This is a genomic window from Pseudoxanthomonas sp. LARHCG66 (assembly GCF_052871755.1).
This window is the reverse complement of record NZ_JBIXJW010000004.1, coordinates 161,621-178,758: the sequence shown is the minus strand read 5'-3', so window position 1 is coordinate 178,758 and position 17,138 is coordinate 161,621. Positions and strand designations below refer to the sequence as shown.

At 68.2% G+C, this 17,138-nt stretch carries 11 protein-coding genes and 2 pseudogenes; 6 read left to right on the top strand and 7 right to left on the bottom strand.

What is annotated here, in order from left to right; all coding sequences use genetic code 11:
* Window positions 1-55: 55 nt before the first annotated feature.
* Together ACIPRS_RS13575 and ACIPRS_RS13570 are read right to left on the bottom strand one after the other, a co-directional pair.
* Window positions 56-1,759, bottom strand: coding sequence for a M28 family metallopeptidase (locus ACIPRS_RS13575; RefSeq protein WP_446538902.1), 1,704 nt, complete (start codon window positions 1,757-1,759; stop codon window positions 56-58).
* 82 nt (window positions 1,760-1,841) lie between these two features.
* The gene (locus tag ACIPRS_RS13570) at window positions 1,842-2,504 is read right to left on the bottom strand and encodes a hypothetical protein (protein WP_337732456.1); all 663 of its coding nucleotides are present in this window, start codon (window positions 2,502-2,504) and stop codon (window positions 1,842-1,844) included.
* A gap of 136 nt (window positions 2,505-2,640) precedes the next feature.
* On the opposite strand from ACIPRS_RS13570, the gene gpmI reads away from it, so the two are divergent.
* The 3 genes and pseudogenes from gpmI to ACIPRS_RS13555 all read left to right on the top strand — a co-directional run.
* Window positions 2,641-4,218 (top strand): 2,3-bisphosphoglycerate-independent phosphoglycerate mutase, encoded by a 1,578-nt coding sequence (gene gpmI / locus ACIPRS_RS13565; RefSeq protein WP_446538901.1) that lies wholly within the window; start codon window positions 2,641-2,643, stop codon window positions 4,216-4,218.
* On the top strand, window positions 4,218-5,474 hold the full coding sequence (locus tag ACIPRS_RS13560) for a murein hydrolase activator EnvC family protein (protein WP_337732455.1): 1,257 nt from the start codon (window positions 4,218-4,220) through the stop codon (window positions 5,472-5,474). Before gpmI ends, ACIPRS_RS13560 begins: the two co-directional genes overlap by 1 nt.
* A gap of 116 nt (window positions 5,475-5,590) precedes the next feature.
* A pseudogene (locus ACIPRS_RS13555) lies at window positions 5,591-6,937 on the top strand (S41 family peptidase); the annotation flags it as partial.
* A 91-nt stretch (window positions 6,938-7,028) separates the two neighbouring features.
* Here the strand turns inward: ACIPRS_RS13555 and ACIPRS_RS13550 are convergent.
* Together ACIPRS_RS13550 and ACIPRS_RS13545 are read right to left on the bottom strand one after the other, a co-directional pair.
* Window positions 7,029-7,349 (bottom strand): DUF1820 family protein, encoded by a 321-nt coding sequence (locus ACIPRS_RS13550; RefSeq protein ID WP_192199739.1) that lies wholly within the window; start codon window positions 7,347-7,349, stop codon window positions 7,029-7,031.
* Window positions 7,350-7,466: 117 nt separating this feature from the next.
* A pseudogene (locus tag ACIPRS_RS13545) lies at window positions 7,467-8,030 on the bottom strand (rhomboid family intramembrane serine protease); the annotation flags it as partial.
* Between the two features lie 354 nt (window positions 8,031-8,384).
* Between ACIPRS_RS13545 and ACIPRS_RS13540 the strand changes: the two are divergent.
* Window positions 8,385-9,752 (top strand): OmpP1/FadL family transporter, encoded by a 1,368-nt coding sequence (locus ACIPRS_RS13540; protein WP_446538900.1) that lies wholly within the window; start codon window positions 8,385-8,387, stop codon window positions 9,750-9,752.
* 72 nt (window positions 9,753-9,824) lie between these two features.
* Here the strand turns inward: ACIPRS_RS13540 and ACIPRS_RS13535 are convergent, their stop codons facing one another.
* From ACIPRS_RS13535 to putA, 3 genes are all read right to left on the bottom strand, one after another.
* Complete coding sequence (locus tag ACIPRS_RS13535) at window positions 9,825-10,778, bottom strand: SMP-30/gluconolactonase/LRE family protein (protein WP_446538899.1); 954 nt, start codon at window positions 10,776-10,778, stop codon at window positions 9,825-9,827.
* Between the two features lie 13 nt (window positions 10,779-10,791).
* Window positions 10,792-11,952 (bottom strand): diguanylate cyclase domain-containing protein, encoded by a 1,161-nt coding sequence (locus ACIPRS_RS13530; RefSeq protein ID WP_446538898.1) that lies wholly within the window; start codon window positions 11,950-11,952, stop codon window positions 10,792-10,794.
* 249 nt (window positions 11,953-12,201) lie between these two features.
* Entirely contained in the window at window positions 12,202-15,417 is a 3,216-nt protein-coding gene (gene putA, locus ACIPRS_RS13525; RefSeq protein ID WP_446538897.1) for a bifunctional proline dehydrogenase/L-glutamate gamma-semialdehyde dehydrogenase PutA, read from the bottom strand.
* Window positions 15,418-15,679: 262 nt separating this feature from the next.
* Between putA and ACIPRS_RS13520 the strand changes: the two genes are divergently transcribed.
* Both ACIPRS_RS13520 and coxB read left to right on the top strand, forming a co-directional pair.
* Window positions 15,680-16,156, top strand: a complete 477-nt coding sequence (locus tag ACIPRS_RS13520; RefSeq protein ID WP_337732448.1) for a DUF2244 domain-containing protein — start codon at window positions 15,680-15,682, stop codon at window positions 16,154-16,156.
* An 18-nt stretch (window positions 16,157-16,174) separates the two neighbouring features.
* Window positions 16,175-17,119, top strand: a complete 945-nt coding sequence (gene coxB, locus ACIPRS_RS13515) for a cytochrome c oxidase subunit II (RefSeq protein WP_337732447.1) — start codon at window positions 16,175-16,177, stop codon at window positions 17,117-17,119.
* The last annotated feature ends 19 nt before the right edge of the window (window positions 17,120-17,138 follow it).

Here is a 17,138-nt window from a genome sequence, read left to right as displayed (position 1 = left end):
AGGAACAAAAACGGCGCCTTTCGGCGCCGTCTTCGTATCGCTTGGTGCAGCCGGCTTACTTCTTCGCCGGTTCCGCCTTCATCATCGTGTCGCGCGCGGCCTTGAACGGGTTGCCGTCATACCAGTTCGGCCACGTGTCGGCCACGGCCAGGTCCTTGCCCACGCCGTACAGCGCCTGCAGGTCCTGCACCACGCCGTCCAGCTTCCAGCCTGCGTGCACTTCGTCGCTGGCCTGGTGGTAGCGCTTGGCGTATTCCTCGCTCGCTGCCTTGCCGGCTTCGACGCCGCCGTCCAACAGGTCGTTGCCGCCCTTGGCATACAGCGCGGGCACGCCGGCCTTGGCGAAGTTGAAGTGGTCGCTGCGGAAGTAGTAGCCGCCGGCCGGGTTGCCTTCCTCAGCGAGCACGCGGCCCTGCTGGTCGGCGTAGACCTTCAGCATGTCCTCAAGCTGCGAGTTGCCCTTGCCGGTGACGACGAAGTCACGCGACTTGCCGCCCACGCTCATGGCGTCGAGGTTGATCACGCCGGCGATCTTGTCGAGCGGGAAGGTCGGGTGCGCGACGTAGTACTTGGAACCCAGCAGGCCGGATTCCTCCAGGGTCACCGCCACGAAGACCACCGAACGCGCGGGCTTGGGATCCTGGTGGGCGAACGCTTCGGCGATCTCCAGGATGCCGGCCACGCCGGTCGCGTTGTCGACGGCACCGTTGTAGATGTTGTCGCCCTCTTCGCCCTCATGCTTGCCCAGGTGGTCCCAGTGCGCCATGTACAGCACGGCTTCGTCGGGCTTGCTGCTGCCCGGCAGCACGCCGATGACGTTGCGCGAGGTCTTCTCGGTGATGCTGCTCTTCAGCGAGGCGGACAGCTGCGCCTTCAGCGGCACCGGCTTGAAGCCGCGCTTGCCGGCGCTGGCGTAGGCCGCGTCCAGGTCCACGCCGGCATCGGCGAACAGCTGCTTCGCGGCTTCGGCGCTCAGCCAGCCCTGCAGCGGGATGCGCTTCTCCGGATCATCCTTGGCGGGCAGGTCGTACTGCGGGCCGGCCCAGGAGTTCTTCACCACGTCCCAGCCATAGCTGGCGCCGGGCGTGTCGTGCACGATCAGGGCGGCGGCGGCGCCCTTGCGCGCGGCTTCCTCGAACTTGTACGTCCAGCGGCCGTAGTAGGTCATGCGGTTGCCGCCGAACAAGGCTTCGTCCTTGGCGTGGAAGCCGGGATCGTTGACGAACATCACCACGGTCTTGCCGGTCCAGTCCTGGCCGGCGTAATCGTTCCACTTCTGCTCCGGTGCATCGACGCCATAGCCGACGAACACCAGCTCGCTGGCGTCCAGCTTGACCTCGGTCTCGCCGGTACGGGTGCCGATGACGTAATCGGTGCCGAACTTCAGGTCGCGCTTGCCGGCGGACGTGGTCAGCGACAGCGTGGTCGCGGCCTCGTCGGCGGTGGTCTCCACCATCGGCACGTCCTGGAAATAGCTGCCGTTGTTGCCCGGCTGCAGGCCGATGCGCTTCATCTGCGCTTCGAGGTAGGCGGTGGTCTTCTCTTCGCCGACCGAGCCGGGCGCGCGGCCTTCGAACTCGTCCGACGCCAGCGCGTTCACCATGTCGGCGAAGTCGCCCTCGGTGATGTCGGTGGTAAAGGTGTGCGCCGCGGCGGGCGGCGTGGCGGCTTCGGGCGCGGGGGCCGGGGCCTCGGCTTCGCGCTTGCATGCCGTCAGTGCGACGGAAGCGGCAAGCAGCAGCATCAACTTGCGGGACATCGGGATTCCTCAACGAAAGGAATCCCGATTCTAGCGGCAATGGACAGGCCGGGCCTGTGCCATGTGCCGCGGTCCGCCTTCCTTACTCGGTCGGGGCCCTGTCGGTGCTGTACGGCGTGGCCGTGGCGCCGGTCACCGGGCCGGTCTTCGCACTGCTGTGCACGTACAGGGTGACCGGGCGCTCGAACACCAGCGCGCCTTCGACGACGGCGTTCGGTCCGATGATGATGCGCGGGGGACGCTTGCTGTCGGTGTTGAAGAAGCCGGTGGACTTCTGCACGCGCAGGCCGCCGCGCACATGGGACCCCACGCCCACGGTGATGTCGCCGCGCACGGTGTGGATGCTGCCGCTGACCTGGGTGGCGACCAGGCCGATGGCGCCATTGACGGTCTCGATGTCGCCGCCGATCACGCCGCCGTGGTCGATGAAGATGCTGCCGTTGACGGTTTCGACGTCCTTGCGGATCTGCACGTCCTTGCCGGCACGGACGGAGCCGTTCACGGTTTCCAGCGAATCCACGCGTGCCTTGTCGCCCACGTTGATGCTGCCGTTGACGGTGCTGGCATCCTCGGCGGTGGCGCCATCCCCGATGCGGATGCTGCCGTTGACAGTGTCCAGGTCGGCATAGGTCTGGCCGGCCTCGGCGGTGACACTGCCGTTCACCTTGGAGATCTCCTGTTGGGCCAGCGCGGGCGTGGCAGCCAGGGCCAGGGTCAGCAGCAGGACGGTGCGGGTACGGGTCATGGGGTCATCCTTCGGGTGGTGTTGATGACTGTGATGCGCGCGGGGAGGGAAAGGTTTAGCCCGGCCGTCATCGGGGACGCCATGGCACCACGCTTCGCTACAATCGTCACCTGCCTGAAGTCACTGGAATCCTGCCGTGTCCGCATCCCCCCCGCCTGAAGACAACATGCGCGTGAAGCGTCCCAAGCCCGTCGTGCTGCTGATCCTGGATGGCTGGGGGCATCGCGAAGATCCCGCCGACAACGCGCTGGCGCAGGCCACGCTGCCGAACTGGCACCGCCTGCTGGCGAACGCCCCGCACACGCTGATCCATACCGAAGGCCGCCATGTGGGCCTGCCCGAGGGGCAGATGGGCAATTCGGAAGTGGGGCACATGAACCTGGGGGCGGGCCGCATCGTCTACCAGGACCTGACCCGCATCGATGCTGCCATCGAGGACGGCAGCTTCTTCGCCAATGCCGAGCTTGTCGCCGCCTGCGAGGCGGCCAAGGCCGCAGGCAAGACGTTGCACGTGTTCGGCCTGCTGTCGCCGGGCGGCGTGCACAGCCATGAACTGCACATCTTCGCGATGCTGGACCTGGCCAAGCGCCAGGGCGTGCCGCGCGTCGCCGTGCACGCCTTCCTGGATGGCCGCGACACGCCGCCGAAGTCGGCCGAACCCAGCCTGCGCGCGCTGCAGGACCTGTGTGCGGAACTCGGCAACGCGCACATCGCCTCGGTCAGCGGCCGCTACTACGCCATGGACCGCGACAAGCGCTGGGACCGCCTGCGCCTGGCGTGGGACGCGATGGTGGAGGCACGCAGCGACCACCATGCCGTCAGTGGCGTGGCGGCGCTGGAGGCCGCGTATGCGCGCAGCGAGAACGATGAGTTCGTCCTGCCCACCGTGATCGACGGCGCCCAACCGATGGCCGACGGCGATGCCGTGGTCTTCATGAACTTCCGCGCCGATCGCGCGCGCCAGCTGACGGCGGCGTTCGTGTCGCCCGCGTTCGACGGCTTCGATGCACGCAGGCCGTCGCTGGCCCGCTTCGTCTGCCTGACCGAGTACGACGCCAGGCTGCCCGCGCCGGTGGCGTTCGCGCCGGACGACCTGCGCCAGACCTTCGGCGAACTGCTGGCGGACGCGGGCCTGACCCAGTTGCGCATCGCCGAGACGGAGAAATACGCGCACGTGACGTTCTTCTTCAGCGGCGGACGCGAGGATGTGTTCGCCGGCGAGGAACGCATCCTGATTCCCAGCCCGAAAGTGGCCACTTACGACCTGCAGCCGGAAATGAGTTGTCCCGAGCTGACCGCGAAGCTGGTGGAGGCCATCGGCTCGGGCCGCTTCGACGCCATCATCTGCAACATCGCCAATCCCGACATGGTCGGACACAGCGGCGACCTGCATGCCGCGATCCTCGCCGCGCAGGCGGTGGACGTGGCCATCGGCGAAGTGGATGCCGCCGTGCGCAAGGCCGGTGGTGCGCTGCTCATCACCGCCGACCACGGCAACCTGGAAATGATGCGCGATCCGGCCACCGGCCAGCCGCATACCGCACACACGGTCGGCCCGGTGCCGCTGGTCCTCGTGTTGCCAGAAAGCGCGGGCCAGCGTGCGGTGACGTTGCGCAGCGGGGGTGCGTTGCGCGACGTGGCGCCGACGCTGCTGGATCTGCTGGGCCTTGCGCAGCCGGCCGACATGAGCGGCCGCAGCCTGATCGGCGCCTGATGCCCAGCCGCGCGCGCACTGCGTTCACCGCGCTCCTGCTCGCCGGGCTGGCCGTCGCGGCGGTTGCGCCGGCGCAGAATCCGCGCGAGACCGAACGCAAGCTGGAGCGCGTGCGCAGCGAGCTGAAGTCGATCGCGCAGGAGCGCCGCAAGCTGGAAGGCGAGCGTGGCACGGCGTCGCGCCAGCTGCGCGATGCGGACGAGCAGGTCGGTCGCACGACGCGGTCGCTGTCCGAGACCGAAGCGGCCCTGCGTCGCGAGGCCACCGCGCTGCAGGCGCTGCAGCAGAAGCGCGATGCCATGCAGGCGCAGCAGGCGTCGCAGCGCCGGCAGCTCACGGCACTGGTGCGTGCGGCCTACCAGCAGGGCGACGACGCCCCGTTGAAGGTGCTGCTGTCGCAGGATCGCGTGGCCGATGCGAACCGCTTGCTGGCCTACCACCGCTACGTGCAGCGGGACCAGGCGCGGCGCATCGCGACATTGAACACCGAGCTGGCGGCGTTGGACCAGGTGGAGCGCGACATCGTGGCCCGTCGCACCGAACTGGACACGGCGCGGGCAAGGCAGCGCGAGCAGGTCTCGCAACTGGAGAAGGCCCGCAGGACACGCGCGAGCCTGGTCGCGGACCTGGACGAGCGATACCAGGATCGTGCCGCAAAGGAAAAGGCGCTGGGACAGGACGCGCGTTCGCTGCAACGCCTGCTGGACAACCTGCGCGCCGCAGCTGCGCGTGCCGAGACCGAACGTCGTGCCGCCGCACGCCGCGAAGCTGCTGCGGCAGCGGCACAGAAGCGCGACAGTGCCGGTACCGCGTCACGCAGTACGCGCACCCCGCCTGCGCCGCGTCCGGCCGTGGCCTCCGCACCTCCGCTGAAAGTCGGCGGTCTGGGCTGGCCGGTATCGGGCAGCCTGTTGGCGCGCTATGGCGGACGCATGCCCGATGGTCGCGCCAGCACCGGCGTGCTGATCGGCGCACCTTCGGGCACGCCGGTCACGGCGGTGGCGGACGGTACCGTGGTGTTTTCCGAATGGATGACGGGGTACGGCCTGATCCTGATCCTCGATCATGGCAATGGCTACATGAGCCTGTACGCGCACAACGACAGCCTGCTGAAGGACAGCGGCGAACGGGTCAAGCGGGGTGATGCGGTGGCGCGTGTGGGCACGTCGGGCGGACAGGGCCAGGCTGCGCTGTACTTCGAACTGCGCCGCAACGGCCAGCCGGTCGACCCGGCATCGTGGCTGCAGCGGCGATGAACAGGGCGCCGGGCCCTAACCCGGCTTGAACAAACGGGCCAGGTGGCTTCGCGCATAATCCGGTGAACTTCGCGCCCGTGCGCGAAGTCCCATCAAGCCCCTCCTGGAGCGTCTGCATGCCGCTGCGTCTTTCCCTGGCCACCCTGACCGTCGCCCTGTTCGCGTGCATGCCGGCGTGGGCGCAGCAGCAGGCGCCACTGCCGGAGACGCCGCCGGTGGTCGCGCCCAGCGACGATCCCGATGCCGCGGAAAACGCCCCGTCGAAAGTGCCGCTGGACGAGATCCGCCGCTACGTGGCCGTGTTCAATGCGGTCAAGGAGGCGTATGTCGAACCGGTCGAAGACCGCGAACTGATGCAGTCCGCCATCCGGGGCCTGTTGCTGGACCTGGATCCGCACAGCACCTACTTCGACAAGGAAGATTCCGACGCCTTCGACGAACAGGCCACCGGCGCCTACGAAGGCATCGGCGTGGAACTGCAGCAGCAGCCCGACCGGACGCTGCTGGTGGTGTCGCCGATCGACGACACGCCCGCCGCGAAGGCGGGCATCAGGTCCGGCGACGTCATCACCGCCATCGACGGCAAGCCGATCAGCGCCGAAGACGGCATGGAGCCGCTGCGTGGCGCGCCGGGCAGCCGGATCGTGCTGACGATCCTGCGCGATGGCACGCCCAAGCCGTTCGACGTGACCCTGGTGCGGGACACCATCCGCATCACCAGCGTGCGCAGCCGCGTGCTGGAGCCAGGCTACGGCTACGTTCGCATCAGCGCATTCCAGACCGACACCGCCGCCGATTTCCAGAAGCAGGTGGACAGGCTGCAGGAGAACGGGAAGCTGCGCGGACTCGTGCTGGACCTGCGCAGCAATCCGGGTGGACTGCTGCTGGCGGCAGTGCAGGTGGCCGACGACCTGCTCGACAAGGGCAACATCGTCAGCACCCGCGGGCGGATGTCGATCAACGACTCCAAATTCGATGCCACGCCGGGCGACCGCTTGAACGGCGCGCCCGTGGTGGTGCTGGTGGACGCAGGCTCGGCCAGCGCCTCTGAAGTGCTGGCCGGCGCGCTGCGCGACAACAAGCGCGCGCGCGTGGTGGGCAGTCGCACCTTCGGCAAGGGCTCGGTGCAGACGGTGCTGCCGCTCGACAACGGCGATTCGGTCAAGCTGACGACTGCACGCTACTACACGCCCAGCGGCAAATCGATCCAGGCCAGCGGCATCGTGCCCGACGTGGTGGTCAAGCCGGAACAGGATGACAAGCCGGGCACGGCGATCGGGCCGGATGGCCAGCCGTACATCACCGAGGCCACGCTGCCCGGTCATTTGCGCGGCGACGAAGAAGGTGCGGCCGGCTACACGCCGGGTGACGTGCTCGACGGTGATGCGCCGATCACGGCGGCGCTGGTCGAACTGAAGAAGGTGGTCGCCACGGCGCGGGCGCCCTCGAGCCAGCAGCGGCGCTGAGCGTTGGCGGGCCTGGGCGCGACATCCGTCGCGAAGCCGGATGCCTGCATCGCGACGGATGCCGCTCCATCGGAAGCGGGAGGCGCGCCTAGCGCGGCTTCGCCGGCATCGGGAACGGTGTCACCACTTTCTCGCCGGTGGCCGCGTCGCGGATCGCCGACTGGCCTTTCCGCTCCACCTCTTCCACCCGGATGATGCTCTGCATCGGCAGGTGCAGGACCTTGGTGTTGCCGAACTCGTCGCGCAGGCGTTCTTCGGTGGGGTCCACCACCAGGCCTTCGTGCACGTCGAACACCAGTTCGCCCACCTCGGTGAATCCCCACAGGCTGCTCGCCGCCACCTTGCGCGCGTACAGCTCGTAGACCTTGGTGTGGTTGTGGAAGGTGACCTTGTAGAGCGTGGTTTTCATGCAGCGGATTATACGGAGTGCGCTGCATGCGGCCGGCACCCGTCGACAGGCGGGCCCGCTTCCGTTCCCGGCGCAAGCCGGGATGATGACGGGCATCGTGGGTGGCAGGTGGCTTCTTCAGTATCCCTGCCGCTTGCGCATCCGCCGTGCGATGGCGGCGCGCACGAACAGGGCGAACACCACGCCGAACAGGAAGCCCGCGATGTGCGCCGACCACGCCACGGTGCCGAAGGCGGGGCCCGTGTAGGCGAAGACCACCTGCAGCAGTGCCCAGATGCCGATCAGGAGCGAGGCCGGCGCCTTCACGAATTCGAGGAACAGGCCCAGCGGCAGCACCACGCCCAGCTTGGCGGTGGGGAACAGGGCCAGGTAGGCGCCGATGACGGCGGAGATCGCACCGCTGGCGCCGATGATGACGCGGTCGGGTGTTCCGATGCTGAGCACGGCGGCGACGTTCGCCACGGCACCGCCCACGAGGAACAGCAGCAGGAACCGCCACGGCCCCATCGCCCGTTCCGCAGGCAGGCCGAAGATCAGCAGGAACACCAGGTTGCCCAGCAGGTGCGCCCAGTCCGCATGCAGGAACAGCGCGGTGAACAGGCGCAGCACCGTGCCGCGCTGCAACGACGCCAGCCAGACCTCCGGCGCCACCATGCCGCCGGTCAGCGCCCCCCATTGGGTCAGCAGGTAGCTCTGCGCGGCCTCCCCGAGGGTCAACGCCCAGCAGAAGGCGGCGGACAGGAGCACCAACAGGGTCGGCGTGGCCCAGCGGACGGGCGGTTTCCGGCGGGACGGGAGGGAAACGAACATGCGTCGGCACTCTACCCGGTCACTGCCGGACTGCCCATGGTGCGTCGCGGCGAAACTGAATAGGGGCAATGACTTACGACGGATTGTTAGAGTTTAGTTAGCAGGTATACTGCATACGGCGTCGTATGTCGGGAGGGGCTTCCGGCAGGCCGAACGGGTGGACCACAACACCCGCGGCCATGGACGACGCAGGCGCTTTTACCCACGTCTCCGGAGAAATCATTCATGGAATTTGCAAAGAACATCACCCGCGTTTCGGCGCTGGCGCTCGGTATCGCAGGCGTGCTCGCCTATGGTGACGTGCACGCCGCCGCCTTCCAGCTGAAGGAAAACAGCGTCAAGGCCCAGGGCCGCGCGATGGCCGGTGCGGCCTCCGCCAAGGGCGACGCCTCGGTCGTGGTCAACAACCCGGCCGTCATGTCCACCTTCACCGAGCGCACCCTGCAGGCCGACGTCACCGCGATCGACCTGTCCTACGAATTCGAAGGCAGCGGCACCGCCGCGACCGGCACCCCGTTCCAGCAGCCGCTGACCGGCGGCAACGGTGGCGACGCCGGCGACGTCGCCGCCGTGCCGGCCGCTTCCTTCATCCTGCCGCTGAGCGGCGATTTCGAATACCTGACGCTGGGCATGATGATCAGCGCGCCGTTCGGCCTGAAAACCGACTACGACGCGGGCTGGAAGGGTCGTTACCACGCGCTGGAATCGGACGTGAAGATCGTCGACCTGACCCTGGCGGCATCGCTCGAACTGAGCGACCGTTTCTCGGTCGGTGCGGGCTTCATCTACGAGCACGCCGACGTCACCCTGTCCAACGCCGTCGACTTCGGCACCGTCATCTGCGGCCGCAGCCCGGCTGCCTGCGTGGGCCCGACGGCGCAATTCGGTCCGCAGCGCAACGACGGTTTCGCCAGCATCAACGGCACCGACAACGGCTTCGGCTGGATCGTCGGCATGAACTGGCGCCCGACCGACAAGCTGTCGCTGGGTTACTCGCACCGCTCTGAGATCGACCATGAGCTGGACGGCGACGCGGTGTTCGAAGTGCCTGCCAACGTGCGTGCCGCGCTCGGCAACGGCGTCTTCATCAGCGGTGGCGGCGGTGCCGATCTGACCACGCCGGCCATCGATGCCTTCAGCGCCACCTACTACGCCACCGATCGCTTCACCGTGATGGCCGAAGCCACCCGCACCGACTGGTCGTCGCTGCAGGAAATCCGCATCGAGTTCGACAACCCCGCGCAGCCCGACTCGGTCGAGGACTACAGCTGGGACGAGAACTGGTTCTATTCGATCGGCGGCGAGTACAAGTTCAGCGACAAGTTCACCTTCCGCGCCGGCGTGGCGCGCGACGACTCCCCGGTCAGCCGTCCGCACCGCACTCCGCGCCTGCCCGACCAGGACCGCATGTGGTACTCGCTGGGCATGACCTGGAACGTGTCCGAGCATTTCGAGCTCAGCGCCAGCTACGTCAAGATCGACATCGTCGATACCCCGGAAGTGGACCTGACCAACAGCACGCGCGCGCGCCTGGTGGGCGACTTCGAGGGCGGCGCCGACCTGTTCGGTGTGGCGATGCAATACAAGTTCTGATCGCGGCACGGATCCGAACCACGAAAAACCCCGCCTCGGCGGGGTTTTTCATTGCCTTCCTGCATCACCGGATCAATACGGAAGACCGGCGACCGGCAGTTCGATCGACCACAGGCTCGCGGCGCCGGTCAGGAACAACGTGCGCCGGTCTTCGCCGCCGAACGCGGCATTGGTGATGTTGGCGTCCACGCGGATCGTGGCCAGCACGTCACCCGCGGGAGAGAACACGCGCACGCGCTGTTGGCCGTGTTCGGTGACGTAGATGTTGCCCAGGCAATCCAGCGTCAGGCCGTCGCCGCCGGTGATGCGCGCCAGGTCGCGGCCCGGGCCGGGCACGCCGTCGCGCAACGGATAGACGCGCAACACGTCGCCATCGCCGGTTCCGCCTGCCACGTACAACGTGCTGCCATCCGGCGACAGCGCGATGCCATTCGGATTGCGCAGGCTGTCGTCCACCACCGTTGTCACGCCCTCGTGGTGGCGATACACGCGGGTGAGGGGCTGGCCACCGGGCGCGGCCTTGCGCTGGTAGTCGGGATCGGTGAAGTACAGGGTGCCGTCGGCAGCCATCACCAGGTCGTTCGGGGAGTTGAACGGCGCGCGGTCGAACGTCGACACCAGCGGCGTGCGCGTGCCGTCGGCCAGCTCCACCCGCGCCACCTGCTTGCGGTCGTGGGTGGCGGCGATCAGGTTGCCCTCGCGATCCAACGCCAAACCATTACTGCCGCTGTCTTCGACCACGGTTTCCCAGCGGTCCGGCGGGGTGAAGCGGCGGATGCGCGAGGGGAAGCGGCCGTTGTGGACGAAGTCCGACAGATACAGCGCGCCGTCGCGCCACACCGCGCCTTCGTACAGGCGCTCTTCGCTGTCGTCCGCGCGTGCAGCGGCCACGCGCGTGGCGGTGAGGTGGCCGGTCGGCGCATGGCCGGGATCGGTCGGGCACGCGGAAGCTTGGGCCGATGCCTGCGCCAGGGGAGTGGCGAAGCAGGCAAGCAGGGCAAGGGCAAGTTGGCGGTAGCGCGGCATGGCAGTCCTCGGGTCAGGCGGGCAGCCAGCGTACCTCGATCCGATTGCGGCCTTTGTGTTTGGCGGCATAGAGCGCTTCGTCCGCGAGCCGCATCAGGGTGTCGTAGGGCGCGTTGCGGTCGGCGGCGAACGACACGCCCAGGCTGACGGTGATGCGGATTCCCGCCCCGACCGGAGCGAATTCAAGCGCCATCACCTGCTGGCGGATGCGTTCGGCCAGGGCCTGCGCGGTTTCGGCCTGCGTGTCGCGCAGGACCAGCATGAACTCCTCTCCCCCCAGGCGCGCGAACAGGTCGTCGCCGCGGATACAGCTGCGCACGACATCGGAGAAGCGCTGCAGCACCAGGTCGCCCGCTTCGTGGCCATGATCGTCGTTGACGGCCTTGAAGTGGTCCAGGTCCAGTGCGATCACGGCCAGCCCGTGCTCGGCGGCATGCCGCCCGCTGCGGGCCTGCAGTTCGTTGTCCAGGCCGCGGCGATTGAGCGCGCCGGTGAGCGGATCGAACAGCGCGCCACGCCGCAGCGGTTCGGCCGCGCGGAAGCTGGCCAGCATCAGCATGCAGAAATTGAGCATGAACCAGATCGACAGGTCCAGGTTCACCCAGACCGGATTGGGGCCATAGCGCCCGGTCAGTGCGGCGAGCAGGTCGCCGCCATACAGCCACAGCAACACGAAACAGCCGGTGATCATGAGTCTGGCCGGCACATGGTCGGGCGCGCTGCGCAGCGCGAGCAGGTGCCGGATCATCACCGCCAGCACGATGACTTCGGTGGCGCTCATCGCAGCGCCCTGCGCGTCAACGCTGCCGCCCGCCACCGCGCCGACCAATGAGAAGCCGATGCACAGCGGCAGCAGCGCACGTTCCCACCATGTCAGCGCGCGCTGCTGCACGAACTGGATGATCGACCAGGCCAGGCCGGCAAGGCCGGCGCAGGCCAGCAGGCCACCCAGGCCGGCAATCGCTTGCGCGAGCGACGCGTCACCGACGCGCACCAGCATCTGCGCAGTGCCGTCCAGCATCGCGGCGCCGAGGGAATACAGGAAATGCGCCACGCCCCAGGTGGCGATGCCGCGCACGCCGCGCGAGACCCTGCCCACGTAGAAGAAGAGCGCGAGCAGCACGGCGGCGAGGGCGGAGTCGCTGAGCAGCAGGTTGTAGAAGTCGGTCGTCATGCGCGGGGGCCCTGCTGGCCGTGAAACTCCTTGTCGACGCTAGAACGCAGGATGTGGATCAATCCGGCAGGCGGGATCGGCTGATGTTCACGCAGGCGGGGTGAAGGTCCAGCGACGGGTGGGGTGGGGACAGCATCGCCTGCCGATGCCCGGGCAAGCAGTGCCGTGGGTCATGCCCAAAGAAAAGCCCCGCCGGAGCGGGGCTGTGCATGCAACGTGAGAGCTGCCGATGCGCGGCGGAGCCCGGGCTCAGTCGCCGAGCGTCAGCAGCGAGGCGTTGCCGCCTGCGGCGGTCGTGTTGACGGTGACCGTTTTCTCGGTAGCGAAGCGCGGCAGGTAGTGCGGGCCGCCGGCCTTGGGTCCCGTACCCGACAGGCCCTGGCCGCCGAACGGCTGCACGCCGACCACCGCGCCGATCTGGTTGCGGTTGACGTACACGTTGCCGACCTTCACGCGTGCAGCGATGCGGTCGATGGTTTCGTCGATGCGCGAGTGAACGCCCAGGGTCAGGCCGTAACCGGTGGCATTGATCTGGTCGATCACCGCATCCAGCTGGTCGGCCTTCCAGCGCACCACGTGCAGGGCCGGTCCGAAGATTTCCTTGTGCAGCTGATCCAGCGACTTCAGTTCCCACGCGCGCGGCGCGAAGAAGGTGCCGTGCGCCGTTTCTTCACCGGCGTTGGCCTGCTTGATCAGACGTGCTTCGGCCGCCATGCGCACGGCATGGTCGTCTAGGATTTTCAGCGCGTCAGCGTCGATCACCGGACCCACATCGGTCGAGAGCAGGCCGGGGTCGCCGATCTTCAGCTCGTCCATCGCGCCGGCCAGCATCGTCATCACCTTGTCGGCGATGTCGTCCTGCACGAACAGCACGCGCGCGGCCGAGCAGCGCTGGCCTGCGGAGGTGAACGCCGAACCCATCGCGTCCTTGACCAGCTGCTCCGGCAGTGCGGAGGAGTCGGCGATAAAGGCGTTCTGGCCACCGGTTTCGGCGATCAGCGTGGCGATCGGGCCGGCGTCGCGGCCGGCGAGCGCGCGGTTGATGGCGCGCGCGGTGTCGGTGGAACCGGTGAAGGCTACGCCGGCCACGCGCGGGTCCTTGGTCAGCGCGGCGCCGACGGTGGCGCCGTCGCCGGGCAGGAACTGCAGCACGGCTTCCGGAATGCCGGCTTCGTGCAGCAGCTTCACCGCCGCGTGGCCGATCAGGTTGGTCTGTTCGGCCGGCTTGGCGATCACGCTGTTGCCGGCGGCGAGCGCGGCGCTGACCTGGCCCAGGAAGATCGCCAGCGGGAAGTTCCACGGGCTGATGCAGACGAACACGCCGCGGCCCTGCAGCTGCAGCTGGTTGGATTCGCCGGTCGGGCCGGGCAGCTGTTCCGGTGCGCCGAACTGCGCGCGCGCCTGAGCGGCGTAATAGCGCAGGAAGTCCACCGCCTCGCGCACTTCGGCGACGCTGTCGGGGATGGTCTTGCCGGCTTCCGTCACGCACAGCGCAATGTAGTCGGGCAGGCGCTGCTCCAGCAGGTTCGCGGCGTGCTCGAGGATGGCGGCGCGGCTGGCGGCCGGCGTGCGGTCCCATGCCGGCTGTGCGGCGACAGCGTTCGCCAGCGCCTTCTCGACCGTGCCGCCGTCGGCCGGCTGCCATTCGCCGACGGTCTGGCGGCGGTCGGCCGGGTTGGTCACCGGCAACGCAGCGCTCGACACGACGGCGCCCGGCACCAGCGGCGCGGCGCGCCACGGTTTGACCGCCGCGTTGATGCGCTCGGCCAGCGCGCGCAGGTCGTTGTCGTTGGCGAGGTTGGCGCCCATGGAGTTGTTCCTGTCAGAAGAAGCGATGGGAGCCGGCTGGCTCCGGAAAAGATCGACCGGCAGCGGGATGCGCGGGTGCGGGATGGATTCGAATTCCGACACGGTCTGCACCGGGTCGCGCACGAGGTCCTCGATGGCCACGTTCTCGTCGGTGATGCGGTTGACGAAGCTGCTGTTGGCGCCGTTCTCGAGCAGGCGGCGCACCAGGTACGGCAGCAGGTCCTCGTGCGAGCCGACCGGTGCGTACACGCGGCACGGCGTATCGAGGCGGTGCTTCGGCACCACTTCGGCATACAGGTCGTCGCCCATGCCGTGCAGTTTCTGGTGCTCGTAAGGACGGCCGTTGGCGATGAAGCGGATCGCGGCGATGGTCTGCGCGTTGTGGGTGGCGAACATCGGGTACAGCGCATCGCCGTGGTCGAGCATGCGGCGCGCGTTGGCGAGATAGGACACGTCGGTGTTCGGCTTGCGCGTGAACACGGGATAGCCCGGATGGCCATCGATCTGCGCGCGCTTGATCTCGGCATCCCAGTAGGCGCCCTTGACCAGGCGCACCGGCATGCGGCGACCGACGCGGCGGGCGAGGTCGGCGAGGAAGTCGATCACGTACGGCGTGCGCTTCTGGTAGGCCTGCACGGCCAGGCCGTAGCCTTCCCAGCCATCGAGCGAGGCATCGGAGAACGTGGCCTCGATCAGGTCCAGCGACAGCTCCAGGCGGTCGGCCTCTTCGGCGTCGATGGTGAAGCCGATGCCGTAGGACTTGGCGAGTTGCGCCAGTTCGAGGATGGCCGGGGCCAGTTCCTTCATCACGCGGGCGCGCTTGGCGTGCTCATAGCGCGGGTGCAGCGCGGACAGCTTGATCGAGATGCTGGGCGCGGCGAACACGTCGGCGAAGGGGCCGGTGCGACCGATCGCATGGATCGCCTGGCGATAGGCCTCCAGGTAGCGGGCGGCGTCCCGGGTGGTCAGCGCGCCCTCGCCCAGCATGTCGAAGGAATAGCGGTAGTCGGCGTTCTCACCCTTGCGGCTGCGCGACAGCGCTTCGTCGATGGTGCGGCCCATGACGAACTGGTGGCCCATGATCCGCATGGCCTGGCGCACGGCCAGCCGGATCACCGGCTCGCCCACGCGGCCGACCAGGCGCTTGAACGCGCCAGGCACGTCGGCGCGGGTCAGGTCGTTCAGGTTGACCAGCTTGCCGGTCAACATCAGGCCCCAGGTGGAAGCGTTGACCAGCACGGAGTCGCTCTGGCCCAGGTGCCGCTCCCAGTCCGCGTCGCCCAGCTTGTCGCGGATCAGCTTGTCGGCGGTCTCCTGGTCCGGGATGCGCAGCAGGGCCTCGGCCACGCACATCAGCAACACGCCTTCGTCGCTGCCGAGGTCGTACTGGCGCATGAAGGCTTCAATGGCGCCCTGATCCTGTGCGCGGGCGCGGACCCGCTTCACCAGGTCCACTGCAAGCCGTTGCGCCTGGATCTGCTCGTTGGCCGGCAGGCGCGCCTGCTCCAGCAGTTCGCGGACATGTCCGGTCTCGTCGCGCAGCCAGGCGGCGGTGATCGCGGCGCGCAACGGGGACGGCGGAGCGGGGATTTCGGGGGAAATGATGCGGCCGGCCGGCGGAACGGCGGGCGACGGGACAGGCGAGGGTGTCGACATGACGGCAGGGCAGTCCAAAGGCAGTCCACTAGTTTAGGCCCGTGCGCGCGGCCCGGATATGCCCGCCGTTGCCGGCTTGCGGGGGTTGCCCGTCCTCCTGCGCCCTGCGGTGACGGTGGTCGCGGAATGCATCCGCGGATGCCGGATGAGGTTCGCGCGGCCGGGCCGAGCACCTTGTCCTGGATCAATGAAACTTGCCGCAAAGTGTGGCGGGAGCTACCATTTAACGGTTTTCCGCAGCCCGGATCGTGTGGCGGGCGACATGATCGAAGTGGTGCCGTCATCGTGGGACGGACACGGCGCGCAGCTCAGGCTGCGGCCGCCGCGGGCGCTGACGCGCCGCCAGTTCGTGATGTTGTTCGTGGCGCTGTCGGGCGCGATGTGGATCGTCGCCATGCTGGGCTGGTGGGGAGGCAATGCCTTCGCCCCGGCTTTTGCATTGCTTCATTCGGCCATCCTGGCCACGGCGCTGCGCGTGCTGTGGCGCAGTGGCGACCGGAGGGAAGACATCAGCATCGGTCCGGACGCGGTGGAGGTCACCACCTCCGTGTCAGGGGCGGTGTTCCGGGCGCATCCCTATTGGGTGCGTCTGTGCATCGAGCGGGATGGCGAAAGGATTTCGCTGGCCTCCAGCGGCAGGCAGGTCCAGGTGGGCAACTTCCTGGGGCCGGCCGAACGCCGGGAGCTGGCGGACAGATTGCAGGATTTACTGGCGGCCGCGAGTGGCCGCAACCGATGACGCATTGGGGTCTAGGCAATGACGCAAGTGAATGGGATGTGGAAGCGGTTGATGACGGCGTGCACGCTGCTGGCAATGCCGGCGCTGGCCTGGGCGCAGTCGGCGGACCCGAAGCCGTGGCAGCTGAACATGGGCAAGGGCGTGACGGCGTCGTCGCAGCATGCCTATGACGCGCACATGATCGCGCTGTGGGTCTGCATCGTCATCGGCATCATCGTGTTCGGTGCGATGGGCTACGCGATGTTCAAGTTCCGCCATTCCAAGGGCGCGGTGCCGGCACAGTTCAGCCACAACACCACGGCCGAGATCATCTGGACCGTCATCCCGGTGCTGATCCTGGTGGTCATGGCCTGGCCGGCGACCGCCAAGCTGATCGCCATGTACGACACCCGCGATTCCGAGATGACCGTCAAGGTCACCGGCTACCAGTGGATGTGGAAGTACGAATACCTGGGCGAGGGCGTGGAATTCACCAGCCGCCTGGACCGCGAGTCCGACCGCCTGCGCCAGAACAAGGCGACGACGCAGGAAGAGATCAAGGCGCACCCGCACTACCTGCTGGACGTCGACAACCAGCTGGTGCTGCCCACCAACACCAAGATCCGCTTCGTGATCACCGCCGACGATGTCATCCACGCGTGGTGGGTGCCGGCGCTGGGCTGGAAGCAGGACGCCATCCCGGGCATCGTCAACGAGGCCTGGACCGACATCAAGGAACCGGGCATCTACCGCGGCCAGTGCGCCGAGCTGTGCGGCAAGGACCACGGCTTCATGCCGATCGTCGTGAAGGCGGTGCCGAAGGCCGAGTACGAGCAGTGGCTGGCCTCGAAGAAGCCCGCCCCGGCTGCCGCCCCCGCCCCGGCCGCGCCGGTGGAAGAGGCCGCGCCGGCCGACGCCACGACGGCCCCGGCCGTTGACGCCGCCCCCACCGCCGAGACCCCCGCGCCGTCGGCGCAGGGTTGATCGACCGCCCGCATCAGCT